At 46.4% G+C, this 25,776-nt stretch carries 21 protein-coding genes and 2 pseudogenes; 10 read left to right on the forward strand and 13 right to left on the reverse strand.

All coding sequences use genetic code 11. The annotated features are described in order from the left end of the window. The first annotated feature begins 112 nt into the window (after window positions 1-112). Window positions 113-1,006 (forward strand): ROK family protein, encoded by an 894-nt coding sequence (locus H6F63_RS26310; RefSeq protein WP_190640285.1) that lies wholly within the window; start codon window positions 113-115, stop codon window positions 1,004-1,006. A gap of 42 nt (window positions 1,007-1,048) precedes the next feature. On the opposite strand, the gene H6F63_RS26315 is transcribed toward H6F63_RS26310, so the two are convergent. Continuing rightward, window positions 1,049-1,468 carry a hypothetical protein gene (locus tag H6F63_RS26315; RefSeq protein WP_190422194.1) on the reverse strand — a complete coding sequence of 140 codons (420 nt, stop codon included), beginning with the start codon at window positions 1,466-1,468 and terminating at the stop codon, window positions 1,049-1,051. Between the two features lie 118 nt (window positions 1,469-1,586). Continuing rightward, entirely contained in the window at window positions 1,587-3,266 is a 1,680-nt protein-coding gene (locus H6F63_RS26320; protein ID WP_190640239.1) for a CTP synthase, read from the reverse strand. 495 nt (window positions 3,267-3,761) lie between these two features. Between H6F63_RS26320 and H6F63_RS26325 the strand changes: the two genes are divergently transcribed. Further along, entirely contained in the window at window positions 3,762-4,307 is a 546-nt protein-coding gene (locus H6F63_RS26325; protein ID WP_190640240.1) for a pyridoxamine 5'-phosphate oxidase family protein, read from the forward strand. A gap of 65 nt (window positions 4,308-4,372) precedes the next feature. Continuing rightward, a complete protein-coding gene (locus tag H6F63_RS26330; protein ID WP_190640241.1) occupies window positions 4,373-6,235 on the forward strand; it encodes an N-acetylmuramoyl-L-alanine amidase in 1,863 nt (620 codons plus the stop codon). Window positions 6,236-6,239: 4 nt separating this feature from the next. Here the strand turns inward: H6F63_RS26330 and H6F63_RS26335 are convergent, their stop codons facing one another. The 7 genes and pseudogenes from H6F63_RS26335 to H6F63_RS26365 all read right to left on the reverse strand — a co-directional run bounded on the left by H6F63_RS26335 (window position 6,240) and on the right by H6F63_RS26365 (window position 12,041). Then, window positions 6,240-6,677 (reverse strand): hypothetical protein, encoded by a 438-nt coding sequence (locus H6F63_RS26335; RefSeq protein ID WP_190640242.1) that lies wholly within the window; start codon window positions 6,675-6,677, stop codon window positions 6,240-6,242. A 351-nt stretch (window positions 6,678-7,028) separates the two neighbouring features. Continuing rightward, window positions 7,029-7,823: pseudogene (locus H6F63_RS26340) on the reverse strand (Rpn family recombination-promoting nuclease/putative transposase). Window positions 7,824-7,906: 83 nt separating this feature from the next. After that, complete coding sequence (locus H6F63_RS26345; RefSeq protein ID WP_190640243.1) at window positions 7,907-8,218, reverse strand: hypothetical protein; 312 nt, start codon at window positions 8,216-8,218, stop codon at window positions 7,907-7,909. A 268-nt stretch (window positions 8,219-8,486) separates the two neighbouring features. Next, window positions 8,487-10,601, reverse strand: a complete 2,115-nt coding sequence (locus H6F63_RS26350; protein WP_190640245.1) for a TIGR00300 family protein — start codon at window positions 10,599-10,601, stop codon at window positions 8,487-8,489. 296 nt (window positions 10,602-10,897) lie between these two features. Further along, window positions 10,898-11,590 carry an arylesterase gene (locus tag H6F63_RS26355; protein WP_190640246.1) on the reverse strand — a complete coding sequence of 231 codons (693 nt, stop codon included), beginning with the start codon at window positions 11,588-11,590 and terminating at the stop codon, window positions 10,898-10,900. Then, window positions 11,587-11,769 carry a hypothetical protein gene (locus H6F63_RS26360; protein WP_190640247.1) on the reverse strand — a complete coding sequence of 61 codons (183 nt, stop codon included), beginning with the start codon at window positions 11,767-11,769 and terminating at the stop codon, window positions 11,587-11,589. Before H6F63_RS26360 ends, H6F63_RS26355 begins: the two co-directional genes overlap by 4 nt. Further along, window positions 11,769-12,041: a hypothetical protein gene (locus tag H6F63_RS26365; protein ID WP_190640248.1), complete on the reverse strand. Its 273-nt coding sequence runs from the start codon at window positions 12,039-12,041 to the stop codon at window positions 11,769-11,771. The genes H6F63_RS26360 and H6F63_RS26365 overlap by 1 nt, the downstream gene beginning before the upstream one ends. Window positions 12,042-12,210: 169 nt before the next feature. Between H6F63_RS26365 and H6F63_RS26370 the strand changes: the two genes are divergently transcribed. The 3 genes from H6F63_RS26370 to H6F63_RS26380 are packed head-to-tail and all read left to right on the forward strand — an operon-like array spanning window position 12,211 to window position 15,861. Then, window positions 12,211-13,251, forward strand: coding sequence for a hypothetical protein (locus tag H6F63_RS26370; protein ID WP_190640250.1), 1,041 nt, complete (start codon window positions 12,211-12,213; stop codon window positions 13,249-13,251). 42 nt (window positions 13,252-13,293) lie between these two features. After that, complete coding sequence (locus H6F63_RS26375; RefSeq protein WP_190640251.1) at window positions 13,294-15,570, forward strand: hypothetical protein; 2,277 nt, start codon at window positions 13,294-13,296, stop codon at window positions 15,568-15,570. A gap of 51 nt (window positions 15,571-15,621) precedes the next feature. Continuing rightward, window positions 15,622-15,861, forward strand: a complete 240-nt coding sequence (locus tag H6F63_RS26380; RefSeq protein WP_190640256.1) for a hypothetical protein — start codon at window positions 15,622-15,624, stop codon at window positions 15,859-15,861. Between the two features lie 214 nt (window positions 15,862-16,075). On the opposite strand, the gene H6F63_RS26385 is transcribed toward H6F63_RS26380, so the two are convergent. From H6F63_RS26385 to H6F63_RS26400, 4 genes are all read right to left on the reverse strand, one after another. After that, a complete protein-coding gene (locus tag H6F63_RS26385) occupies window positions 16,076-16,255 on the reverse strand; it encodes a hypothetical protein (RefSeq protein WP_190444578.1) in 180 nt (59 codons plus the stop codon). Further along, a complete protein-coding gene (locus tag H6F63_RS26390; protein ID WP_190640258.1) occupies window positions 16,248-16,538 on the reverse strand; it encodes a hypothetical protein in 291 nt (96 codons plus the stop codon). Before H6F63_RS26390 ends, H6F63_RS26385 begins: the two co-directional genes overlap by 8 nt. 66 nt (window positions 16,539-16,604) lie before the next feature. Next, window positions 16,605-19,673 (reverse strand): phosphoenolpyruvate carboxylase, encoded by a 3,069-nt coding sequence (ppc, locus tag H6F63_RS26395; RefSeq protein ID WP_190640260.1) that lies wholly within the window; start codon window positions 19,671-19,673, stop codon window positions 16,605-16,607. Window positions 19,674-19,842: 169 nt separating this feature from the next. Beyond that, window positions 19,843-20,088, reverse strand: a complete 246-nt coding sequence (locus H6F63_RS26400; RefSeq protein WP_190640289.1) for a hypothetical protein — start codon at window positions 20,086-20,088, stop codon at window positions 19,843-19,845. A 54-nt stretch (window positions 20,089-20,142) separates the two neighbouring features. Between H6F63_RS26400 and H6F63_RS30715 the strand changes: the two genes are divergently transcribed. From H6F63_RS30715 to H6F63_RS26415, 4 genes and pseudogenes are all read left to right on the forward strand, one after another. Further along, the gene (locus tag H6F63_RS30715; protein WP_277876498.1) at window positions 20,143-20,274 is read left to right on the forward strand and encodes a hypothetical protein; all 132 of its coding nucleotides are present in this window, start codon (window positions 20,143-20,145) and stop codon (window positions 20,272-20,274) included. A 324-nt stretch (window positions 20,275-20,598) separates the two neighbouring features. Continuing rightward, the gene (locus H6F63_RS26405) at window positions 20,599-23,703 is read left to right on the forward strand and encodes a DUF1574 family protein (protein ID WP_190640261.1); all 3,105 of its coding nucleotides are present in this window, start codon (window positions 20,599-20,601) and stop codon (window positions 23,701-23,703) included. 55 nt (window positions 23,704-23,758) lie between these two features. Beyond that, window positions 23,759-25,339 (forward strand): MBOAT family protein, encoded by a 1,581-nt coding sequence (locus H6F63_RS26410; RefSeq protein ID WP_190640263.1) that lies wholly within the window; start codon window positions 23,759-23,761, stop codon window positions 25,337-25,339. Between the two features lie 240 nt (window positions 25,340-25,579). Continuing rightward, window positions 25,580-25,776 (forward strand): annotated as a pseudogene (locus H6F63_RS26415) (photosystem II q(b) protein); the annotation flags it as partial.

Genomic DNA, 25,776 nt, shown 5'->3' on the forward strand with positions numbered 1-25,776 from the left:
TACAACTTAAAAGTTAACTGGTTGAATATACGGATTGCCTCTCGGTGGGGTAAAAGTTGCACAGAGCGGCAATATAGTGGAATGGGATGAAATTTGGGATGTGAGAACGATTGTGGTGAATCGGGAAGTAATTGGTATCGATTTGGGGGGAACGGCGATTAAGCTGGGGAGATTCCGCGAGGATGGGACTTGCTTGCAGTCTTTTAGTGTGGCGACACCGCAACCTGCGACACCGGAAGCGGTAATGGAAGCGATCGCATCCGCTATTTCCCGCCTCGATCCCCAAAAATGCGTGATCGCTATTGGTCTTGGCACCCCCGGCCCCGCCGATGCTGCTGGTAGAATTGCCAGAGTAGCGATTAATCTCACAGGTTGGCACGATGTTCCCCTGGCAGAATGGTTAGAGGCAAAAACTGGTTTACCAGCAGTTCTCGCTAATGATGCCAACTGTGCTGGTCTAGGAGAAGCTTGGTTAGGGGCAGGTCGTCACTACCGCGATATGATTTTGCTGACGCTGGGAACTGGTGTCGGTGGTGCGATTATTCTGAATGGTAAGCTGTTCGTCGGTAATCAAGGTGCTGCTGGCGAGTTGGGATTAATTACCTTGAACCCAGATGGCCCTGCGTGTAATAGTGGCAATCAAGGTTCTTTAGAACAATATTTATCAGTACCAGCTATTCGCCGCCGCACTGGTTTAGAACCAGAGGAACTAGGTAAGTTGGCTTCTTCAGGCGACGCAGAAGCTTTGAAATTTTGGGAAAGCTACGGACGCGACTTGGGTGTTGGGTTGGCGAGTCTGATTTATGTTTTGACACCCCAAGCGATCGCAATTGGCGGCGGCGTTAGTGCTAGTGCAGAATTTTTCTTCCCAGCTGTTCTGGCAGAAATTGAACGACGAGTGCTGCCTAGTTCTCGTGCTGGTTTGCAGCTGTTGAAAGCTGAGTTAGGCAACTCTGCTGGAATGGTGGGTGCGGCAAAATTGGCTTGGGGAAAAGCTAATTGCTAATTGCTTTTTTTGTTGCTATTAGCCATTAGCTATTAGCCTTTTTTAAAGGAATGCGTGTCCAGTTTTCCGTTTAATGTAGTCGAGAATTTTCTCATAGGAATCTGGATCGCTTTGCTTATTGATAATGATAGGAATGGCACAATTAGGCAACCAAAACGTTATCCTACCGCTTTGAGAATAGGAAAAGCTACTGATACGGTTGAGATCGACTACATACTCATTGCGCTCATAAATAACTTTGATCCACGATGCCGCTATCGAATGGAAGCTTACCTGCTGCACATAGTCCATCACTTGTTGATAGCCATCCGCATTACTTTGCCGGTTGATAATAATCGGGATGGCACTATCAGGCAACCAAAACGTTACCTTACCGTTTTGGGTGCAAGCAAAAGCACTGATGCGGTCAAGATCAACTACATATTCATTTCGCTCATAACTAACTTTTATCCAATACGCCACAAGGCCTCCTCACATAAAGGTGAGTTTTGTCACTGACAACACTCTCCCATTCAAGCTCCCGCGCCAAAGCAGGACGTGTTGCGATCGCAACACGTCCTGCTGTAACTTGAAGCAACAGTTAAGATACCTCAGCTGCTTGGAGGGTTGTCGCATCTTCCTTGGTCTGCTCTCTGGAGTCGTCAGGATGGGCAATTCCACGGTCAAGCTTACCTAACGCTGCTTGAATCAATCCCTGGAACAGGGGGTGAGGCGTATTGGGTCGAGAGCGGAATTCTGGGTGGAACTGGGTGGCAATAAAGAACGGATGGTTGGGTAGTTCTATGATTTCCACCAACCGACCATCAGGTGAGGTGCCACTGATTACATAACCTGATTCTAAAAACAGGTTGCGATAAGCATTGTTAAACTCATACCGATGTCTGTGCCGTTCGTAAACCACTTCGTCTTGATAAAGGCCCAAAGCGAGAGTATTGGGTGTCAGGCGGCAGGGATATAAACCCAATCGCATTGTCCCTCCCAAATCTACGACATCTTGCTGTTCCGGTAACAAGTTAATTACTGGATTTGTTCCATTAGGATCAAATTCTGCACTGTTGGCATCTTCTAATCCGGCAAGGTGCCGCGCCCATTCTATTACAGAACATTGCATCCCCAAACACAACCCCAAGAAGGGAATCTGATGGGTTCTGGCGTACTCAATGGCGATAATTTTGCCATCGACACCCCGCGAACCAAAACCACCGGGGACGATGATGCCATTTACTCCGGCGAGGTATGGTTCGGCACCTTCTAATTCCAGGTTTTCGGCGCTGACCCAACGCACGTTAAGTTCGCAATCCATCGAGATCGCTGCATGGCGCAAAGCTTCAACTACTGAGAGATAGGCATCAGTTAGTCTTACATATTTGCCAACAATGGCAATCTCTACCTGATGAGTTGGATTATACAGACGATTGACGAGAGTTTGCCACTGGCTCAAGTCGGGTTGGCGTTTTTCTAATTGCAGCAACTCCAGTGTCTGTTGCGCTAGTCCTTCCTGTTCTAAAATCAGCGGCACTTCATAGATACTCTTGGCATCAATTGCTGTAATGACGCTTTCTACGGGAACATCGCAGAATTCCGAGAGTTTTTCTTTCATTCCCGGTGCGAGTGGGCGATCGCATCTACAAACCAAAACATCTGGTTGTATCCCTATCGAGCGCAATTCTTTTACAGAGTGCTGCGTCGGCTTAGTTTTCATCTCCCCCGCTGAAGGAATCCACGGCACCAGCGTTACGTGCATATATAGTACGTTGTGCCGTCCCACATCTTTGCGGATTTGGCGAATCGCTTCCAAAAACGGCAGCGATTCAATATCCCCCACCGTGCCACCAATCTCAGTAATCACCACATCAGGGTTAGTATTTCTTGCTACCCGCTGAATACGATCTTTAATTTCATTGGTAATATGGGGAATCACCTGAACCGTCCCCCCCATATAATCGCCGCGACGCTCTTTATTCAGCACCGCCTGATAAATAGATCCCGTCGTGACGCTATTCAAGCGAGACATCGACGTATCCGTGAAGCGTTCGTAGTGTCCCAAGTCTAGATCCGTCTCGGCACCATCTGCCGTTACGAAAACCTCGCCGTGCTGAAAAGGACTCATCGTTCCCGGATCGACGTTAATATACGGGTCTAGTTTCAAAATCGAAACTGAATAGTCACGCGACTTTAGCAATCGGCCTAAGCTTGCTGCTACAATCCCTTTGCCGATGCTAGAAACTACGCCCCCAGTAACAAAGACAAACTTAGTCATAAAATGCTAAAAAGAAGAGCCAGATCAGCAACCCACCCCGTTAATTGTGCCACAGAGTTAACGACTTGTTTGTCGGTAGCAATCAGTTCTCAGTGGTGAGAAATCCTGTTTTGGATAGCTGCATTGGCTTTTGTTGAATTTACCTTATCCTTTAGGAACGCGCAACGCTAACTGCTACAAAGCTTTAAGTCGCTCAAATGACTCGGAATAGGGACAAGTTCCAACTGAGTGGCGATCGCTACTATCCTAGAGTTGAAACCCTGTCTTACGCTATTCCAGAGTTCGCGTGCGATCGCTGCTAGGATTCTGGTAATGGCAGGTTTGCTGATTACGCCAACCCAGAGGCTAGGATAGCATCTCTATTACAAGGTAACAAAAGCGCCAGAGTTGACTGGTGAAATTTTAAACTACTGATAGCTGGTAATGGTTGGCGGTTTTAAAATTAATAAGGATTTGATAACTTTAATTGCTGTCTTATAGATTTGGTAATTATAAATGGCTAAATTTTACACCGAATTGAATCCATCATTAAGAGAGTTTATCGAAGAACAGAAAATCTTCTTTACCGCCACAGCACCAAAGGAAGGTCGGATTAATCTATCCCCAAAAGGAGTAGATACTTTTCGCTGTATTAATAATGTAACAGTAGCTTATCTTGACTTAACTGGTAGTGGCAACGAAACAGCAGCACATCTTAATGAAAATGGTCGAATGACAATTATGTTTTGCAGCTTTTCTGAAAAGCCGATGATTCTTCGTCTATACGGTCAGGGAAGAGTTATTTTACCCAGAGATCAAGAATGGGAACATTTTTATGCTTTTTTCACTCCCATCTTAGGGGAACGCCAAATAATGGTATTAAATATTAATTCTGTGCAAACGTCTTGCGGTTATGGCGTACCAGTTTATGAACTGCAAGAGGAAAGAAAAACTATTCGAGAATGGGCAGATAAAAAAGGAGAGCAGGGTATATTGGATTATTGGCAAGTGAAGAATAAAAAAAGTATTGACGGGCTAGAAACAAAACTTTTAGAAGATTGAAATATTAGTCATTTGCTAATGGAAAGACAATTAGCTATTAGCAATAAACTAGGGAATAATGACAAATGAAAAACATCCTGGGAATTGCTGTATTAAGTTTGGTTATGGCAGCGCCAGCATCGGCGAAACAATCTCTCCACATTTCCTATCCTCCAACTAACCACAAAACCACATCTGACAAGATTTTCCTGATCGGCACGGCTCCACCCACAGGGCAGGTTTTGGTGAATGGAAAGGCTATTGTCCGGAGTAAAAAGGGGCATTTTGCGCCTAGCTTTGGGCTGAAGCCGGGAGAGAATTTATTGACAGTGCGATATCAGAATCAAGAAGTAAAAATAAAAGTCACGCGGACTTCAACACAGCCAACTCCACCGAAAGGGTTGGGATTTGCGAAAGATTCTCTGACTCCAGCGGTGGATATTGCTAGACTGCCCGGAGAGCTAATTTGTTTTGGCGCGATCGCTCCGGAAAATGGCGATGTTTCTGTCACGCTGGGCGGTCAAACTATTCCCCTGATGGAACAGCCCCAGGTGGTACAATTACCCGCAAATTCGGCGGCGTTGACCGAACAAAATCAACCTTATGCTATTGCTGGAGCCGGACAATATCTGGGTTGTGCAGCAGCAGCCGCAGCAGCAGATTTAGGACATCCTCAATTTCAATTGACGATGAATCCGAAAACAGCAAATCCTGGTCTTCCCATTCCCCTTCCCCAAGAACCCCTACAGGTTACACAAAAGCCTGCCGAAAACAACAAACCAAAACCGACAACCACAAAAACACCTGCTTCTACGAGTCAGACGGGGCCAGGTAAGGTGCAGATTTTGAATCCAGCCAATCTAGAGGTTGCTTCTGTGATTGTTGATGCTGGCGTCGCCAGAACTGGGCCAAGTACAGATTATTCTCGCCTCACGCCGCTACCGAAGGGAACGCAAGCAACGGTTACAGGTAGAGAAGGAGAATGGGTGCGCTTAGACTATGGCGGTTGGATTAATAGTCAGGAAGTCCAAATTGTTAAAGGTGCAGTACCGCCGCGCACCTTCATTCGCAGTATCCGGGCGCGTCAGGTTCCGGGTGCGACAGAGGTAATTTTTCCCTTGCAAGTGCCAGTCCCACTAGTTGTGCAGCAAGGCGATCGCGCTTTGAGATTAACACTGTACAACACTACCGCCCAAACAGACATTATTCGCCTCGATCCCGATCCCGTGATTTCTCGCCTTGACTGGGAACAGGTAATGCCGGGAATGGTGCAATATACCTTTAATCTGAAACAAGCGCAGCAATGGGGTTATACAGTCAGATACGAGGGGACGAGTTTGGTGCTTTCTCTGCGCCATCCGCCTCGCTTGAGTTCTGCGTCCTCTAGCAAGCCTTTATCTGGGATCAAAATTCTTCTCGATCCCGGACATGGCGGTAAAGAATCGGGTGCGGCGGGGCCTACGGGTTATGCGGAAAAAGATGCCAATTTATATGTGTCGAAGCTGATCGCAAATCAGCTGATTGCACGGGGGGCTACTGTGTATCTTACCCGCGAGACGGATAAGGAATTGTCGTTGCCCCAACGGACGGCGCTCATTGATGCAGTGAAACCCGCGATCGCGCTTTCCATCCATTACAATTCTCTTCCCGACGATGGCGATCCTCAAAACACCAAAGGATTCGGGACTTTTTGGTATCATCCCCAAGCTCAGGATTTAGCGGTATTTCTACATAACCACATAGTGCAGGAAGCGGGTCGTCCTTCCTATGGTGTTTTTTGGAATAACCTAGCCCTTGCTCGTCCCGCCTCCGCACCGTCAGTGCTGCTAGAACTCGGTTTTATGAGCAATCCAGAGGAATTTGAATGGATTACGAATCCCAGCGAACAGCAGAGAATGGCGCAAGCGATCGCAAATGGCATTACTCAATGGTTCAAAGCGACTCGCTGAATCCTCAGTTACCGACACAGCTGTAAGCACTGGAACTGCTGGCAGCACTGGTGCTACTTGTAACACCTCCACGACTTACACTACTCGAAGCACTGGCAGAACTGGCAGCAGTTACACAATTCATCCCATCTCTCCTACTGAAACCACTAGCACTACTGGCAGCAGCACCTCCAGTATTAATGTTTCTATTGGGAATAGGAGGAGTATAAATTCTTCTATTCGGAATAGGAGGAGTATAAATTCTTCTATTCGGAATAGGAGTATTAGAGGCACACAATTTGCTTAAATCAAGAGTTGATCCCGCCTGAGTTTGCATATAGCAATATGGTGTCTCAGGGCGCGAGTTATTAACAGGGGCGGGAGTTTGAGTAAAACCAGCCTTGCCTGGTAAAAAAACATAGGCTGCGGTGAAAGCTAAAGTTAAAGTAGAAAGCTTTAACATACGATGATATTCATAAAATTACTTATTATATTTTTCTATATCTTTATTAATTTTACTTCCGTATAATCCCTCGATTGCCAACTTTCAATTCGTAGGTATTATCATTAATTTAAAATTAAACTTTTGGCTAAATATTTGACTAATTACCAAAATTTACATACAGCCAAATTTAAAGCAATTTATGAAGCACATATTTATTTATTAGCAAAGCGGGTTATAGCTGAAAAGCAGTGTAAAAAATAATCATGGTTGTTATAGGTGATACTCATGGGGTAGCGAGAGGATGAGGAAGCGATCGCGTTTGGGAGAGAATGCGATCGCACCCTAAAATCTCGGCTCATTTACATAACATTAATCGGAAGTTTGCCCAGAGGAAGATGCCTGTCTTACTTGTTCCTCTGTCAACCCCAAACCTTGAGCCACCTGTTGTACAGTCAACCCCATTGCCAGCAACCGGGGTACTGATTCTAACTTGGCTTTCATTTCACCTTCTTCGAGGGCTTCTTGATAGATTCTCGTTTGCTTTAACTCACTAAATCCAAACATAGCTTCTAACTCCTGACGAGTCATTTCCGGCAACTTGTACAAGACTATTGTCTCTATCAATTCTATAATTTGCTTTCTCAGGGTTGCATCGGCAATTTCCTGTCCAGCTTTGTTTAATAGCTGTCTTGCCGTATCAATTGCTTTTTTCCTAGTTTCTACGATTAATTTCACCACCCCCACGCCAAGGGATTGTTCTGCTGCTTCCCCTAATTCATTTAGATATATCCGCCTGATTCGCGGACTCGTCAGTAACTCCCGATACTGGGGCTTCACACCTGGATCTAGGCTTTTGCTTCTAAAAATTACCACTCCTCTCCAATCGTTAGCTCGTTCGTATTGAGATAGGTAAAGGAAGATTTCTCCAAAAAAGCGCTAATAAAATCTTTCGTTGCGTTGAAATTGTACTTCTACAAAATAAATGGGTTGATCGGCAGAATCGTCAGAGGGTAGAAACAAACCATCGATGCGAAAGGCGGTTTGTTTGACTTCAACTGAGGTGAATTGATAGGTGTTGCCACTTGATTCTGGTTGACCAATCAATTCAAAGAAGATGCTGGGAAAAGTTTGAAATAATTGATAGAAAATCTTGTCGGTTTTCACTTTTAAAAAAACAGGACGGACAATGCCCGCCCTGTCAATAGCTATTTACACTATTCCTGATTGTTTAGCCGTGTCTTTATTTCCTATTGCTGCTTAAAGGCTTTATACACATCTATTACATAGTCTTGATAAGTTTCTCTACTGCGAAGGTCTATTTTCTTTTGAATTTCCTTTTCTTCTCGTAAGTAGCTTTTTATTCTACTAGCATCATGATCTCTTATTCCTAATATCCCATTTACTTCACTTTTCATATTCTGTAAATGACTGTATTCATCAGATATATCACTTGCCGTATTTTCAATACTTATTCTTTTTCTCCCTCTAAGATGTAGGACATCTTCAGAATCAGCCTCAGTATCAGCATCATAATCGTCGTTATATTTAGGTCTTCTCATCTAAATATCTCCTATGTGTTTATTTTGGTAGCTGAAGTAATACCGTAACTACATAACTAGACTGATAACTCTTAGCCCTTCCCAACCATAGTGCTACTTGGTGAGTCATGGAGCTTCGTAAAAACTCACAGCTAGGCTTACTATGAATATAACAAAAAATTTTGAGGGAGTGAATATTTTACTCCCTTCACGAGAAAACATTTAAACAGTTTTCACCGGATGAAAAGATAGGGTGGGCATTGCCCACCCTATCTTGCCTACACAATAATTAAGCAGTGTGAGCAGTTTGATAAGGACTCGTCAACTTATCCAACTGTTGCACTAACAAGCTGAGGAATAAACCCACATCAGTGACAACGCCGACAGATTCCACAGAACCTCGATCGCTTAATTTCGTCACCACTGCTGGGTTAATATCGACGCAGACCATTTTCACCCCCGCTGGGGTCATATTTCCGACACCGATGGAATGTAGCATAGACGACAGCATCAGAATCATGTCTGCGCCTTCCAACAACCGGGCATATTCTTCCTGCGCCTTAATCATATCCGTCTGAGTATCTGGCAAAGGGCCATCATCGCGGATGGAACCAGCGAGGGAGAACCGCACGCCAGCATGGACACACTCGTATAAAACGCCACTGGTAACAACACCTTGCTCAACCGCTTTCTCGATGCTGCCGCAACGACGAATCATGTTAATTACCTTCAGGTGATGGCGGTGTCCGCCGCGCACAGAAACGCCGCGTTTCATATCCACACCAAGGGAGGTTCCCATCATCGACTGTTCGATGTCGTGGACTGCGATCGCATTTCCTCCTAGCAACGCCTGCACGTAACCTTGGCGAATTAGATGCGCCAAGTGTTCGCCGCCGCCCGTGTGAATCACAACAGGCCCAGCCGTCACAACCACTTTGCCGCCTTGATCCCGGACTTGGCGAAGTTCCCAAGCAACTTGCTCAACCACCAATTCCACGCGGCGTTCGCTGGAAACGCCAGCAGACATAAAGCTGAATTCTTGGGTATTTCGCACTTCCCGCGATTCTGTTTTACGCACGGTGCGGATACCGACGACATCGACAACTACGCGATCGCCAACTTCTAAATCTCGCAGCAGCTTACACCGCGCCACGATCCCGTTGGAAGTGTCGGTAATAGCGATCGCGCCATCCATGCGCTGTCCCAGCACCTTGATCCATTCCCCATTTACCCGTACTTGTGTCGGATAAATAGTTGATACGTAGAAATCATCGGGAGCTACACCTGCTTGCAGGACTGGTTCCAGTTTCGCATCGCGCTCGTCTTGAGGCAGATCCACCGCACCCAAATCAATCAACTGCGATAAAATCGCTTCCATCACTTCGTGGGAAGGAGCCGACACCTTCACCTCAGCACTTGAGGTACTTTGTCGCTGTGCTCCCAGTTGGAAATTGAGAACCTGGAAACTACCCCCATTTTCCACAACTAAATCTAAAGCCCGGTTGATTAAGCCAGTGTCCAGCAAATGCCCTTCCATGCGAACCGTGCGGCTCTCTACGGAGACAGCTTCATGAACTTCCGTTCGCACAGGTTCCGTCACCCGTAGTGTTAAGCACTTAGCTGCACCGCCTGCTTTCAAGAATTCCGTTAGCGGCGTTTCAATTACCTGGAAACCAACATCGGTAAGGCGTTTTTTCAGGCTTTCACTCGCCTTATTCATCACTACAACGCTGTCAATATTCACGGCGTTGCAGGCGAAATTCACCGCATCAGCTTCTGCGATCGCAATTCGCTTCTCCGGCGCGACTCGCATTTCAATGACGCGGTTGGAGTAAGAATCAAACGCAGGGGGATAATACAGCAAATAGCCGCCATTTAAGGGACAAAAGCAGGTATCCAAGTGATAGAAGCGCTCATCCATCAGTCGCAGGGAAAGCACTTCGATATCCAGCCACTTTGCTAGATACGGGTGCGAGTCGAGTTCCGAACGGAAACCGTACCCCGCCCACAGCCAGCGCCCTTCCCGATCCAGCAGCGCATCGCCAGCACCTTCAAAGGGCAAGTCTTTGGGCAATTCATGCACGGTGCAGCCCTGGGACTCAAACCACTCTTTAAAGTATGGCTCTTCCCCTTGCCGCTCTTTGTGGAAGAAGCGACTGAGAACGACAGTATCTCCCAGCACTAGCCCAGCGTTGGCTGTGAACACCATATCAGGCACGCCGCGTTGGGGTTTAACTAAATCAACAATTGCATGGTCTTTGAGGACGTGGTGAAGCTTTTGCCACTGCTCGACGGCGCGATCGCGTGACGACTTGTGAATATTGCCCTCCATCCAGGGATTAATCACATAATCCACATCGTAATGATCGGGAGCGCACATCAAAAAGCGGATCGGGGAACTCATAAAAAAAATCTCAGGTGGATTAGATGCGAAATACTATTGGATACAGACTTTCCATGCTCCAATTCTGTCAATTTTGTTACAAAATTTTTGCCTTTGAGCTATGAAAGTCGGCTCCAGAGGCAACTACCTATTCTATTACTTTAGCGACTAAATAGGAGCTACTGGTTAAAAAAACTCATTGTTAAATTAAACCAAAAGTAGAGAAACCCGGTTCTTCTAAAAAACCGGGTTTTCTTTGAGGACAGGGAGTTGTAAGTTTAATTACACTCGCCTAGTTAAGAGATGCCAATTATCAATTATTCATTACTTTTTCGATATTGCAATAAAGCCTTCGGAAAAGTAGCATCTGCTAATAATGGCTGTAAACCTTGGGCAACGCGAACGGCTAAAAGCTTCTGTCCGGCTGCGTTTGGATGAATAATATCGTCTTGGCGATATTGCGGATTATCGATTATTCCCTTCAGCACATCTGGAATTAAGTACGCTTGTGTATCTTTAGCAACGCGCTGGACAAGTTCGTTGTATTCATCTCTAGCTAACCCCAGCTCCGGTAAACTAAGGTTCATTCCTAACAACACAACAATTGCTTTTTGTTGTTGAATTGTTGTCACTATTTGCCGCAGATTCTGTTCTGTCTCAGTTTTGGGAATTCTTCCCAAGAAATCATTTCCACCTATTCCCACAATAACTATCCAAGGTTGGGCGGCAATCACATCTTTTTGCAAGCGACTAAGTGCCATTGCAGTTGTATCGCCGCTGACACCGCGATTTACAATTGGTATACCCAACTGACGAGAGAGAACGCTGGGATAAGCTTCGGTTTGCGCTACGCCATATCCAGCGGTAATGCTATCGCCTAAAGCAATGATTTGCGTACCAGCGCCAGCTTTAAGGTTTTTGACAGTTTCGGGTTGACTAGCGCAGCTGGTAACGGCAAAAAACGAAGCAAAGAGCATACTAAAGAACCAATACCATCGGCGGTGTTTCATTTTTGGGAGAGTGAGAAGCTATTTTGGCACTCTCTTAATTCTGCCAAATTCATCCAACCCGCAGGTTGAAACTTGGGGCTATACAAACGAAGGATGCGATCGCGGACTTTCTTAACCTGGGCTCGTCGGGTTTTGATTGTGTAGCGGCGATTTGTAATCTCCACTATGTGCGATCGCACTATTTCTGATTGTTCATCCGGCGCAAATAGCGGATGTGAAGCCCCAGACAAAAGAACCATAACAGCAAAACTAATAACACGCTGGGAGATGTTTGCACAACAGTCTCGTATTGTATTGACTGTGACTGATGCTGAGCCTGTCTTTGAGCTTGTAGCTGTGGTTCAAGGAAGTTGTCATGCAAGTTTTCTACTGCTTCCCGTTGCTGAACTTTGTCTTTTTGCTTATCGGTTTCCTGCTGCTGAAGTTGATCTTTTTCAGAGTGCGTAATCACTGATTCACCCCGTTTGTGGGTTAACGAGGTGAATTGTTTTTTTGGGCTTTTCCTCACGCACGTTCCCCAAGCGCAGCCGGAAATGTTTGTATAATGCGGGTTACAAGCTTGGGGAAGCTTGCTGGGTTGGGCTGCTAAAAGTTCTTAATATTTTTTTTTCATTTGAGTAATGGCAAGAAACATTGGCTGGGGAGAACCTGCTAAGAGTAATGCAATCAAATTGCTGGAAGCCTTGCTGTCTCTTGCGGATGGATGGGAGTTAGATGACTGTGAGTTAAAGGCAGCAGTTCAAGTTGAGTGGGTTTCAGAGAATAAGCTGCGGGTGACGGGGAAAGGTAAGCAGAAACGCGGAAAAAGGGAAACAATAGTTGAAATTGGCACCACGAAGAAAGCTTTAGTAAAGCTGGTAGAGAAAGCCGGGAAAAGTTTAGAATTTCCACAGCGTCAACAGGGAGAAGGCACCAGCAGAGAAGACAGGGAAGCAGAAGCGGTTCAAACTGTTTTCGACTGCTTGAGAGAGTTGGGGGTGTTCGAGGAAGATCCCACCAATACGAGAAAGAACCAAGGTTATTGGAAATTCAGTCTGAAGTTGAAGCACCAAACAGCGTCTTTGGCGGAGAATCTGGCAGAGATTCAGCTGAAGTGGAAGGAGCAAAATTCAGAAGAACCGCCACCGCCACCAACTAACATCAACTGGCGCGATATCTGCCACAAAATGCTGGAGGAACAGCTGAGACGTTACCAATTCCGGCGACAGGCGACGGGTACGGGGTTGGGGCATGAGGTAGGTATCTATGTGCCACTGGGATTGGTGAAACCGACAACTCAGCCGCGGCGGGGTAAGGAGTTTTGCCCATCTCCACATGAGGGGCGGTTGCAATATCAGCTGAATGAGAAGGAAATTGAGAAGCGGTTTGAAGCGGATGCGTTTCTCCGGGAGGTGATTGAGGCGGGGGAAGGCAAGACGATTGCGATTATTGGGGAACCGGGGGCGGGGAAAAGTACCTGGTTAGAGCAAATTGCCCGTCATCTCAAGGATTCAGAAAATGTTTCCCGGTTGCCGATTTGCATTCAGTTAGGAAGTCTGGATGGGAAAACCTTGGAAGACTATTTACTCCAGGTTTGGCTAAAGGAGGCGCTGTCTCTTCAAGGAATGGTGGTATCAGCCCAGATGCAAACTGAGTTGATGCAGTTGTTGGTAGTGGTATAGAAGTAGTGATAAATCCACTTTCACCCCTTACCGTACAAGGCTTTGAGCATTGAATATCACTACCTGTTTACCACTACCCAGTTGTTTAATTCTCATCAGGTGTGGTTGCTGTTGGATGGGGTGTATGAAATACGGGCGGATACATCCACGGGGGCAAATTCGCCTCTACAAGGAATTGCAAATCAGCTGAGGGGTTGGGTGGCGCAGGCTCAAACCCTGTTAACCTGTCGGCTGAATGTTTGGCAGGCGAACGACCGCGTAGTGCCGAATTGTGATGTCTATCGCACCCTGGATTTTGACGATCCGCAGGTGGGGGAGTTTATTGAAGAGTGGTTTGCCAAGGCGGGGAAGCCCCAGTTAGGGAAACAGTTACGGGAGAAGTTAGAGGAAGCGGGGCGAGAACGGATTCGGGATTTGATTAGAAATCCTTTGCGGTTGGCGCTGTTGTGCCAAACCTGGACGGTGAAGCAAGGGGAGTTGCCAAAGACGAAGGCGACGCTTTACCAGCGATTTCGAGAAGATTTCTATGAGTGGAAAAAAAACGAGTTTCCCATCAGCTGGCAGCAACGGCAGGAGTTGAATGCAGGGTTGGGAAGGTTGGCAGTTGCGGCAATTGAGAAGCAGACACAGCTGAGGGAGTCGCTGGCATATCAGGTGATGGGGGAATCTCTTTTTGAGTTAGCGCGACAGATTGGCTGGCTAAATCTGGTGTACCGAGATGGGGAAACCGATGAACCTGTCTATGCGTTCTATCATCTGACGTTTCAGGAATATTTTGCAGCGCTGGCGATTGAGGATTGGCACTTTTTCTTGACTCATGACAATGACAATCCTCAACCGTTACCGGGGAATGTTTACCGCATTTTTGAGCCGCAGTGGAAAGAGGTGATTTTGCTATGGCTGGGGCGAGATAAAACCGAAGTATTAAATGAGCAAAAAGAGCAGTTCATCTTGAACTTAGTAGAGTTTGATGATGGTATTAATAGTTTCTATGGGATTAGAGCATTTTTCCTGGCAGCATCTGGCATCGCAGAATTCACAGGTTTTGTAGAGTGTAGCCTTCCTGATGCAATTGTGGCAAGAGTGGTTAACTGGGCTTTTGGTTACTTCGATTTTCAAACACATGGTTGGTGTAATAAATTTCCTGGGATTGCAGAGCAATCTAGGGCTGTACTACAACAAACTGATCGCAGCAAAGTAATTGACGTTCTAACAAAACTATTGCCTCCTTATATTGAACATCTGACTGAATTGTCAAATATACATCAAGATAATCTGGTTCCTAAAGAATGTATACTTGGCTATGATGGAGCATTATTGCAGTTCGTTGTTATAGTCACATTAAGTTTATTGAAACTCGATTCCGAAAATGATTATGCAAAAGAAACTATGAAGTATTTTATGCATATTTTTGAGCCTATAGATTGGCATATTGGTGATTTGAAGTATATGAGTGATGACTTTATCCCTTTAATTGAGAGCGCTAGTACATACTTTGGCTTTAATAAAGAGTTTGGGCAAAGTTCTAATCAAAAGGCTCATATTGGATCGAAGGATACAGTAGAATCTTTAATACAACAAATTTCTGATAATCAAGAAGAAAATATTATTAGCCACAATATTTGGAAATTAAAGGAATTAATAGAAAAACAGCAAAATTTTTCGTTTGAAATGGTACTCAAAAATACAAATAAATACTTGCATTATTTGGACTATGAAAAACAATTTCCACTTTATATCAATTGCTACGAAGTAATCTGGCACTGCGCCCAAAATATGACTTACCCAAACTTTTATCGTGCTTGGCACAATCTAACTTCTGCCTATCCAGAAATTCTAGAAACCACTGCTGTTTCTTCCAACTCCTCAACGCAAAGCTTCGACTTGGCGAATTTACCCCAACTACTCAACACAGCGATCACTAATAACTCCAACCTCAACGACACCATTCACCTCATTTGCATTGACAGCAGCAAATTCGAGAACCCAGATAACCCTGCCTCGGAAATTTACGCCGAGATGGTCATGCAAGGCTGTCCCGAACGTCAGAATCGGGAACCGGAAACGATGCAAGCTCTGAAAGTTTATTGTCAACTAAAATGCCAGGGAGTCTTCCTAATTTTTTACGAAGATACAAGCGGCGAACCATCCCAAGGCTTCAGCCAAACTTTTCTCACATCTCTGAGCAAATTTCATAACGCAAGGAGAATTTGTGTAGTGAGCGAACAGCCTTGTAATCTCCAAACCTTCTCTCCCAGTCAGCCAAATTTAATTGCTGATATTGTGAGTTGGGTTCGAGAGAAGATTATGGAAGAATAAAGCGTGATCGCTAACCTATTACAATAGTACCAAAGGCTTTCTAAAAATATTATGACTACTAAATTAATTGTTAACCCCTCATCCTTAGTATCCAAGGGTATCCAGATTAGTCAAGGAGATAACCTGAATCTCTTTAAGTTTACTGATGAGCTACAGTCTCGCATGGAAGAACTTTTGCAGAAAAAAAAGGCTGACTTACTGACACCAGAAGAAGTAGCCGAATTAGCTGCAATATTAGAACTAGATAGAATTTTTACCTTAATCAACGCTAAAATTATCGCTCAGGCATGACAATAAATAGACCTCTTGCATAAATGCCTTGAACTAAAGTTCAGGCTTAAAGCTAAAACCCGTTAAAACGGGTTGAAAATGTCTGCCAGTTAGCTTTAGCTAACTTTGGCTTTCAGCCCGAAATTTATTTCTGGGCTGACTAATGCCTTGAACTAAAGTTCAGGCTTAAAGCTAAAACCCGTTAAAACGGGTTGAAAATCTCTGCCAGTTAGCTTTAGCTAACTTTGGCTTTCAGCCCGAAATTTATTTCTGGGCTGACTAATGCCTTGACCTGAATGATGAACGGTATGATCAGGATGATTCCATTCGGACAGCTAGGCGGCTTTGGATGCAAGGTGGTTGGCATCCGCCCAAGGAAGATCCGTGTCAACAAGAGTAGCGATCGCTTACTCACTTTCCTCAACTTTCTTGTGAGTTGCTAACCCAGCGATAAAAGCGCCTAAAATTGCCCCAGTCCACAAGCCAGTCGTGCTGCCTTGCATAAACGATCCTGGCATCACCAAAGCTTTGCAAACTGGCTTATAGCCCGGTATAGGCAAAGTATGACGCGCCCCATTTTCGCACTGTTGGGAGTGGGCAGCCCAGCTAAGTTGTCCGCCCACGTAGGCACCGAAAAAGCCCGATGCCAGTGCTATAAATGTGCAAATTAGGGTTCGGTTTTGAGGTAGCTTCTTCATAGCTAATTGCTAATAGCTAAAAGGTAAAGTTGAATAATTTACCTTTTAGCTATTAGCCTTTTTAGATCAACCTGTATTCCGCATTCCGGCGGCGATGCCGTTAATAGTTAACAGCGCGCCGCGCAGCAATTCGCCTTTACTGTAACGAGAGTGAACAACACCGGATGCGGCTTGTTTCCCATGATGCCGCAGCCGTTTGAGCAGAGAGACTTGCAAGAAGCCTAGGGGGACAATAGTGCCGTTGCGTAACTGCACCGAACGCTGGAGGACTGGATCGCCATCCAAAAGCTTTTGATGGCCTGTGATGCTGAGAACTAAATCGCAAGTAAGGTGAAACTCTTGGGCAATTTGTTCATACAAAGCTTCAAAGCGATCGCGATCTTCCGGTCGAGATAACTCACGCACATAGTGGTGAGCAATCTGCAAGTCTACCTTCGAGAGAGTCATTTCTGCCTTAGAAATGACCATTTTGAAGAAAGGCCATTTGAAATAGAAATAGCGCAGCAGCTTCAGATTTTCCTCTGGCTCCTCGTTCAAGAACTCTTGCAACGCTGTACCGACACCGTACCAACTCGGTAGCAGGAAGCGGCTTTGTGTCCAGCTAAACACCCAAGGAATGGCACGCAGACTAGCTAAATCTTTTTTACCACCACGACGGGCTGGGCGAGAGCTGATTTGCAATTGGCTGATTTCTTCGATAGGCGTTACCTGGTGGAAGAAATCCACTAAGTCTGGTTGCTCGTAAATCAGGGCGCGATAATGCGATCGCGATCGCGTCGCTAACTCTTCCATAATTTCATTCCAGGGCTGAATATCATCAAACCCCGTCTGCAACAAGCTTGCTTGAATTACAGCCGTCGTTACTGCTTCCAGATTGTAAAGAGCTAACTCTGGCAAGGAGTATTTAGAAGCTAGAACTTCCCCCTGCTCGGTAATTTTGATTCGACCGTTGATACTGTGACCTGGTTGCGCCAATATCGCCTCGTATGCTGGCCCACCGCCACGACCTACCGAGCCGCCGCGTCCGTGGAAGATGCGTAAAGCCACACCGTATTCCTCAGAGATTTTCTGGAGAATTTTCTGAGCCTTGTGAATTTCCCAATTACTGCTCAAGAACCCGGAATCTTTGTTGCTGTCGGAATAACCCAACATCACTTCTTGCAGAGACGTTACCATCCCATTCTCTAAACCGTTGTAGCCTCCGGCAAGGCAAGCGCGATACAAAGGCAGCTCAAACAGGCTTGCCATGACTGTGGGCGAACGCTTCAGGTCTTCCACCGTTTCAAACAGCGGCACTACCATGATGCTGCTGGTGCCTGCGGCGGGGTCATATAGACCTGCTTCTTTTGCCAGCAACAGCACTTCGAGAATGTCGCTAGCTTCGCGACTCATGCTGATGATGTAAGTTCGGCAAATTTGTGGGCCAAACTCCTGCTGTAATTGCCGCAGCATTCGGAAAGTCTCAATTGTCTCGCAAACTTTCTCAGAAAACGGCAGTTCTGCTGGGATTAACGGTCGCCTAGTTTGCAGTTCAGTTGCTAACCAGAGCGATCGCTCTGCTTCCGTCATCTGATTGTAGGACTTGGGGAGAATTTGCAGGTACTCGGCAATCTCGTTCATTGCGTCCGAGTGGCGAGTGCTTTCCTGGCGCATATCCAGTTCTGCCAACTTAAACCCATAAATTTCCACCTGGCAGATCAAATTTTCCAGGTCGCGGCACGATAAACCTGTTTCCTTCAAGTTGCGCTCTATCAGCCGCAGTTCTGCCAAAAACTCTATTCCTGAGCGGTACATGGTCGGGTCTTGGTTTCCAATAACTTGCCCATGCAGGTTTGATCCATCAGAAATTTGCCGATTGCGATCGCGGGTATTTTCCAACCGTCGTTGGATGTATGCCAGCTTCAGCCGATAAGGTTCTTGCCGATAGCGAATTGCCAGTTGCTCGTAAACTTCTGGCATTTGCGACCGATCCTGCTCCAACGAATCGAGCAAATCTGGCAAAACATCGCTCCAGTGCAACGACAGGCTCAATAGATTCGTCAGCTGTCGCAACGACTGGACATATTTTTCTAACACCAAATCGCGCTGATAGCAAGCTGTTTGCCAAGTTACTAGGGGTGTTACAGAGGGGTTGCCATCCCTGTCTGACCCAACCCAAGAACCGAACTTGCAGAAGTTATTACTCGGAGGAGTTAACCCTTTAAAAGAATCTTTCAAAGCGTGTTTCAGGCGCTGATACAGTTGGGGAATCGCATCAAACAAAACTTCTTGGAAGTAGTGCAGGGTGTAATCCACCTCATCCAGCACTGTCGGCTTAAATTGGTGCAGTTCGTCGGTGCGCCACCAGAGGCGAATTTCTTCCGTAAGCTGTTCGACGCACGCTTCCGCCTCCCAGGAAGAACTTAAGCCCAAAGCTCGAAATTCTTCTTCTGCCTGATCTAGCTGTTGCAAAATTTTCGCAAGGCGCTGCTGTTTGCCTCGAATCGTGTGGCGGACGATTTCGGTGGGGTGAGCAGTGAATACTAACCGAATATCCAAATTGTCAATCAGCCGCTGGATTTGCTGCGGTGGCATATTCAACTGGCGCAAGTGGGGAAACAACCAGTGGAATGTGCCTTTGCTTTGTTTCGCCTCTGCCTCCTGAAACCAGTTTTTTTCCAGCATATCTGCGCCGAGTCCGCCGTTTTGCGCTTCCTTCTCCATTGCTGCACTGGACAAAATTGCTGAGTCCCCATCTCCTTGTGGACTCAGCGTTTTACGCGGCGCTATTTCTCCAGGGGGGTAGCTGTAAGTAGCACGCCGGGAGAGCTGTTGATCGCGCTGTTCGTAGTGCTGTTCAACGATGTTAATCAGCTGGAAGTATAGGGCAAAGGCGCGTGAAGCTCTGATGGCTTCGTTTAAGTCTAGCTTTTCAATCACGCGCGAAACTGACAACTCTGGAGATTCTGTGGCTTGCCCTTCCGGCGAACACATCGAACGTAGTTGATTTAGCAAATCGACCAGTTCTTGACCGCATTCTTGTTGGAGAACAGACTCCCACAAGTCCTCAACAACTTTGAGGCGATGGCGCAAAAATAGGTTAGACGTGGAAGCGATCGTCAATTGCTGGTCGGACAAATGGACTAGGGAACTCATAGAGTCTATTCTCGCTCAAGAAGAATAATCAACTAATTTTAGGGGTAATTGTCTCAGCTAGTGGTTTCACTGAACACTATCTGGAGAATAGAAAATAAGGTATAGGGGATTGGGGATTGGGGACTGGGGAGGAGGAAAGGAGAAAAAGTGGTTTCCTCCTTCCAGTGGTCTACTCCAGAATTTCGACTTGTGAGTGCTTTTCTGAATCAGGGAAGTGGAGAACTGGCAAGCGATCGCCTCGGAATACTTCCTCGCTGCCTTGACCTATAGCCGATAGCAAATCGCTGGCAGCTTTGATGCCCACAATCCCCAGTAGCATTGGCACTGTGGCTAAACTTAACCAGATTCCCGGTGATAGTGCCGATGAATCTGCATCTCTTGTGCTTGACTGTACCTTTTTAGTGGGAGTTTGCATAGGGAGGGTTAAAGATGAGTTCCAGATGATTTTAGGGAAAATAAGATTAACAAGGTGAGATTTTCAACACCTTGGAGGGCGCTGATATCTTTAGTTTATTCCCCAGAAAATCAGAGCGATCGCCTTCGCAATATTAGTATGGAGCAAGTGCGTTTACCTTTACCATTTCTGTTTTCTGAGAAATAGCGCCTCAAGCGCTGCCAATGCTTTCAGTGTGTAGCTTAAGGAGTATCTGCCTTGTGCTTTGACTATTGGCGCTAGAAGCAATTGTACAGACCCTTTAGACTTTCGGGGCTGTTAATACTTGCTGAAGTAGAAAGTATGAAGTATTAAATATGAAGTGTGAAGTGTGAATTATACCTTAAAATTTTGGGTTAAATCCAGTTTTCCCGATTTGGTGATATACAACTGTAGTGCTACCGTAACCTTCCCCAAACGACAAGGGCTAGGGCCATTGTTCATGCTTCATCTCTACCGTCTTCATTTGCAAGTCCAGGGTACAAGTTTGTGATGTTGGATACCGATCAGATCGCCCATACAGGGAGTCAATCCTCCCTCGCCCAGTGGGTTCACCGCGCTATCGGTCTTCCGGAAGTGCGCCTCCGATTTCGCCTGCGGGGAAATAACCTGCATATTCTTTGTGAAGGCTCTGAATCCCCGCCTTCGGGGACAGTTGTCAGTCGGTTTGTGCAAGCACTCAAGGTTAAAGATGAGGCATCTGGGTTTCCCGCACAAGCAGATCCCATCGACCAGGTAATCTTCTACGGTCGCGCTTTAGGTTGCCATCGTCCAGACTGGGTAAAGCAAATTCCTCTACAAGAGCTTAACCCGCATCAGTCAACTGCTGCCAGTAAGGTCGAGACAAGCGACGAGCCACAAGCGACGACTGAAGATGAGCTGACAGTTTCTAATCGCAGTCTAGCCCGGTCTGGTCAACCAGAAGCGATCGCGCAATATTTGGGCGAAACTCTCACTCCTCTGGGAGTCGGTGTCAAAGTAGCAATCAAGAATCTTTCGGCGCGGGAGAAGGGAACAGAGGTAGACAAGGTAGGTTCCTTGTCCCCAATTCCCAATTCCCAATCCCCAATTCCCAATCCCCAATCCCCAATCCGCCGTCTTTGGATTCTTTGCGAGTCCGACTACAGCCCTGATGAGTCATTGCTGGCGCAACCTGTGGCTCAACAGTTGCGGAATCTGAAGCTGGAAGGGTTTCTGGATGCAGTGATTTGCTCTCAGGTGAGGGGAGAAAAAACCCGCGATTGGCTGCTGCGAGTCGATCTAACTCCCCCAGAAGAAATGCTCAAAGATTGGGCGGGTTGGGGAGACATTCAAGCGATCGCCCGCTTGCTTAATCAAGCGTTACAGTCTGATGGAATGCAAGTTTCCGCTGTTCTCAAAGACGTAACGCTGCATTTATTCTGTAGCAAGACGGGAGCAGGCGAAGAAACCGCACCAGACAAACAAACTGCTATGGGAGCGATCGCGCCTGTATTAGAAATTTTGGCACCGCAAGGCATCCAAGCTGCAACAGTTTATGGTGTCGAAACCCACGGCTTGTCGTCAGTACCAGAACAGGAAACGCCGATTTGGATCGACTGGCTGAATTTACCAGCGACAGTGCAACCAGCCTTAACAGAACCTACCTTGAAGCTGGCTCAACATGGCGACTTGAAGGCAATTCAGTTTTTATTGGAACGCTTACTGAATCCGGATCTGGAAGAACGATTAGAAACAGGTGGCATTAGTTTATCCCTGCGTCGCAAACAAGATTTGTTGCACTTTATGAGTGAGGCGCTGATCTGTCCGCAACAGTCGGTTGTGGGGCCGCCGATTGCTAAGTTCGTTCGGCAACTAGCGATTCCGGGAATTGCTGGAGTGAGAATCTATGGCCGTCGCGCTGGTAAATCATCCCCCTTATGGCAGATGGGCGCTGATTTTGTGGCTCGCAAGCGATTGGTGCCGGAAGCTACCCCAGAATTTGCCGCCAGCGATGCTTATCTGGGAGAACTTCTCTCTCCCACAGACGAACCAGTTCTGCGTCCCGATGTCACCAAAGAAGATGTAAAAGCTGCTGCTTCTGCTGCATCTGGGAATTTAATCAGGCTGGTTCAACAAATGTTGTCCGCCTCCCAGTTGTTTATTCCCACCTTGGAAATAAAAGACTTGGCACCAGCCGGAGCGAGTAAAACCAGTACCTCAATTTACAATTATTACCAAGGTTTCAAAGTAGCCTTGGTTTGGGGCGTGCTGGGATTATTGTTGACGGTGCAAACAGATTGGCTTCTGACTCAAATGTTGAAGTCAAAGCCGCAGCTGGCTCAGTCGTCCGCTTTTAGTGGTAGAAGAATAGGCCAAGGTCAACAGACAACAGACGCAACTTTGCCGAAGCTGTCTTTGCAAAAATCCCCCGGCGCGAATGCCCGTGCATTTAACTCCCAAGGCTTTACTCGCGACGGTGATAGTCGTGTCACGGTGAGTAAGTTAAATAGAGCTAATGCGTCATCCGTGGCAATTCTGGCAGCAGCGCGATCGCCCAATCCTTCTTTTAACAACCGTCTGTTAGACGAAAAGCTAGCTCTTTACCAACAGTTACTGACCCAACGCCGGGGCGTTCCTCCAGATGTTTTAATTGTCGGTAGTTCTAGGGCAATGCGGGGTATCGACCCGACAGCACTCGAAGATGCTCTTGCTGCACAAGGATATCCAGGTGTTAAGGTGTTTAACTTTGGCATCAACGGTGCCACTGCACAAGTTGTAGACTTTCAACTGCGCCAAGTTTTGACATCAGAGCAATTGCCAAAATTAATTATTTGGGCGGATGGGGCGCGGGCATTTAATAGCGGTCGCGTGGATACCACCTTCAGCGCGATCGCTGCTTCGAGAGGATTCAAGCAATTGCTCGCCGGAACCTTCCCCAAACAAAGTTCAACTGCTGCCCGTCCGGGTCAAACTGCGATCGCGCCCGCAACCGAAGAAGGCGCAAGTGCTTCTTTATCACAAAGTTACCAATCAGTCAATAGCTGGCTAAATGAAAAGCTGGGAACAGTTTCCCAAGGTTATACCCAGCGCGACCAGATGAAAGCGTGGCTTCGGGATCAGTATGCTGCCTGGGTAAAACCAGCAACGCCGAAAACAGTTGAGGAAGATACCGAAACCCTCCAAGAAGCCGAAGCCCGTGAAGCCGCCATTGACTTTGATGGCTTCCTGCCCCTGTCAGTTCGCTTTAATCCCGCCACTTACTATCAGCGGTATGCCAGAGTCAGCGGCAGCTATGACAGCGACTATGAAAGCTTTAAAATGGACGGCAATCAAGCCGAAGCTATGGAGAAGCTGCTGAAATTTAGCCAAGATAAGCAAATTCCGATTGTTTTCGTCAACCTGCCCCTCACCCAAGATTACTTAGACCCAGTACGCACAGAACATGAGCAAGCATTTCAGCAATATATGCGATCGCTATCCCTACAAAAAGGACTGATTTTCAGAGACTTAAGCCAGCTTTATCCCACCAAACATGACTACTTTTCTGACCCCAGCCACCTCAACCGCTACGGTGCCTATGAAGTCTCTAATCAGCTTGCTCAAGACCCAATGATTCCTTGGATAAAAAAAGATTAAAAAGGCAAAATCAAAAATTAAAAAGCAGTTTTTAATTTTTGATTTCTAATAAACTATGACATTCATTTCGCTTACTTACGCACTTTTCCTGGTCAGCGTCCTGGGTATTTATTGGTCATTACAGCAGCAAAAATCGCAGATGTGGGCGCTGCTAATTGTCAGTTTGGTTTTCTATACCTCACTGCAAGCCCCGACGTTAGTAAAAGAGCAAACCTGGCTGCAACTTTTAGCATCGCCACAAGTCGCTTACGTTCCCCTACTTTTGGTTATTACTCTAATTAACTTCCGTCTGGGAAAGGCAATTGGAGAAAATACAGCATTAGGACTTTACGCCACAGACCCTAATGAAGATTGGCAGTTCGATCAAGCTTTTTGGAATCGCCAGCGATTGAAGCTTTTATGGTTAGGAATTGTACTAAATGTTTTACTGCTATTGAGCTTTAAGTACATACCTTTTTTATTAAATTCGGTAGCAGGTTTTTACGGGCAATTGACTGGAACCCCACTACCAGTTGCGGCAAATACTGCCAGTTGGGTCAGCACTAACTTAATAGCCCCATTAGGCTTGAGTTTCTTCTCTTTTGAGTGCATTGCTTACTTAATTGATGTGTATCGCGGTGCGCCAGCACAAGAGCGGTTTCTGAATTTTGCCGCCTACAAATTATTTTTTCCCAAGTTGATTGCTGGGCCGATTACTCGTTATCATCAATTCTCAGCTCAACTGAAAACGCTACAATTTCCCACACTAAACCAAATTACAGAAGGACTCTGGCTGATTGCCTGCGGTGCAGTAAAAAAAGCACTGATTGCAGACAGATTAGGAATTTTTGTTGATTTGTGTTTTGGCAACTTAGAACGAGCTGGCAGCGGGGATTTGTGGTTAGCGATCGCTGCCTACGGACTGCAACTTTATTTAGATTTTAGCGGGTATGTAGACATTGCTCGTGGCAGTGCAATTCTGTTGGGATTTCATCTACCAGAGAATTTTAACTTTCCCTACTTCAGTACCAGCATTGCCGAATTTTGGCGACGCTGGCACATTACTCTCGGCGATTGGTTGCGGAATTATCTTTATTTTCCTTTGGGCGGTTCGCGGCAAGGACTGAGACGCACCTGCCTCAACTTACTAATTGTGATGCTGATTGCCGGGATTTGGCATGGTGCCGCCTGGGGATATGTCGTTTGGGGTGCAATTCATGGTATCGGCCTGGTTGTTCACAGACTCACAGAAGACCACTCCCATCGGTCGGAGAAAGCGAGGAAGTGGTGGCAAAGCTTTCCTGGTCTAGTTGTTGCATGGCTGTTAACTCAGACAATGGTGTTCGTGTCTTGGGTTTTTTTCCGACTGCCGAATCTGAAACAATCGGGTTTGGTAATTCAACGTCTCTGGGGTCATCCAGCTGATGCCCAGTTTGCCGCTAAGGTCTACGGCGAGGCAATTGGTTTGGATCAATCCCAATTGACTTTTTTGCTTTGGATTCTGGTGGCATTGATGTTTTTCGTCTATACAGTACACCGGGGTCTAAAGTTACAGCTGAATTGGCCTGTGAAGCTGCTGCTGGTACCACTGTGTCTCTACGTGGTTTGGGTATTTGCGCCCCAAGGCGGTCTACCTTACATTTATTTCGATTTCTAGAAGATAGAGGGTGCGATCGCGCCCTCTATCTCTTAATGTGCCGTCGATCAGCTTCACGTCCTACCATAACCAGCGATCGCTCTGCTACACATAAGTAAACCTGACGTTACCTATTTATAATACTTAACCAAAAAAACTGGACAAATACTAAGGAATGTAAATATTATTAGTTACATAGGCAAGGTTAAACCTGCCTCATTCATACGAACCTTCAAAACTAAATCACGCAATCATAAACCAATGACCACAACCATTCAACGTCGCGAAAGCGCCAACGTATGGCAGCGCTTCTGCGAGTGGGTTACATCGACCGACAACCGCCTGTATGTAGGCTGGTTCGGCGTTCTGATGATCCCCACCCTGCTATCCGCAACCATCTGCTTCATCATCGCCTTCATCGCCGCTCCCCCAGTGGACATCGACGGTATCCGCGAACC

This window comes from Trichocoleus sp. FACHB-40 (assembly GCF_014695915.1).
In the GTDB taxonomy this organism is placed as follows: Bacteria; Cyanobacteriota; Cyanobacteriia; order Cyanobacteriales; family FACHB-T130; genus Funiculus; species Funiculus sociatus.

Coding starts and splice junctions, on each gene's coding strand:
- H6F63_RS26390 (WP_190640258.1), bottom strand. CDS start 16,538: ATGAAGAAGCTACCTCAAAACCGAACCCTAATTTGCACATTTATAGCA.
- H6F63_RS26370 (WP_190640250.1), top strand. CDS start 12,211: ATGGCAAGAAACATTGGCTGGGGAGAACCTGCTAAGAGTAATGCAATC.
- H6F63_RS26325 (WP_190640240.1), top strand. CDS start 3,762: ATGGCTAAATTTTACACCGAATTGAATCCATCATTAAGAGAGTTTATC.
- H6F63_RS26350 (WP_190640245.1), bottom strand. CDS start 10,601: ATGAGTTCCCCGATCCGCTTTTTGATGTGCGCTCCCGATCATTACGAT.
- H6F63_RS26320 (WP_190640239.1), bottom strand. CDS start 3,266: ATGACTAAGTTTGTCTTTGTTACTGGGGGCGTAGTTTCTAGCATCGGC.
- H6F63_RS26410 (WP_190640263.1), top strand. CDS start 23,759: ATGACATTCATTTCGCTTACTTACGCACTTTTCCTGGTCAGCGTCCTG.
- H6F63_RS26345 (WP_190640243.1), bottom strand. CDS start 8,218: ATGAGAAGACCTAAATATAACGACGATTATGATGCTGATACTGAGGCT.
- H6F63_RS26330 (WP_190640241.1), top strand. CDS start 4,373: ATGAAAAACATCCTGGGAATTGCTGTATTAAGTTTGGTTATGGCAGCG.
- H6F63_RS26400 (WP_190640289.1), bottom strand. CDS start 20,088: ATGCAAACTCCCACTAAAAAGGTACAGTCAAGCACAAGAGATGCAGAT.
- H6F63_RS26355 (WP_190640246.1), bottom strand. CDS start 11,590: ATGAAACACCGCCGATGGTATTGGTTCTTTAGTATGCTCTTTGCTTCG.
- H6F63_RS26335 (WP_190640242.1), bottom strand. CDS start 6,677: ATGTTAAAGCTTTCTACTTTAACTTTAGCTTTCACCGCAGCCTATGTT.
- H6F63_RS26380 (WP_190640256.1), top strand. CDS start 15,622: ATGACTACTAAATTAATTGTTAACCCCTCATCCTTAGTATCCAAGGGT.
- ppc (WP_190640260.1), bottom strand. CDS start 19,673: ATGAGTTCCCTAGTCCATTTGTCCGACCAGCAATTGACGATCGCTTCC.
- H6F63_RS26405 (WP_190640261.1), top strand. CDS start 20,599: ATGTTGGATACCGATCAGATCGCCCATACAGGGAGTCAATCCTCCCTC.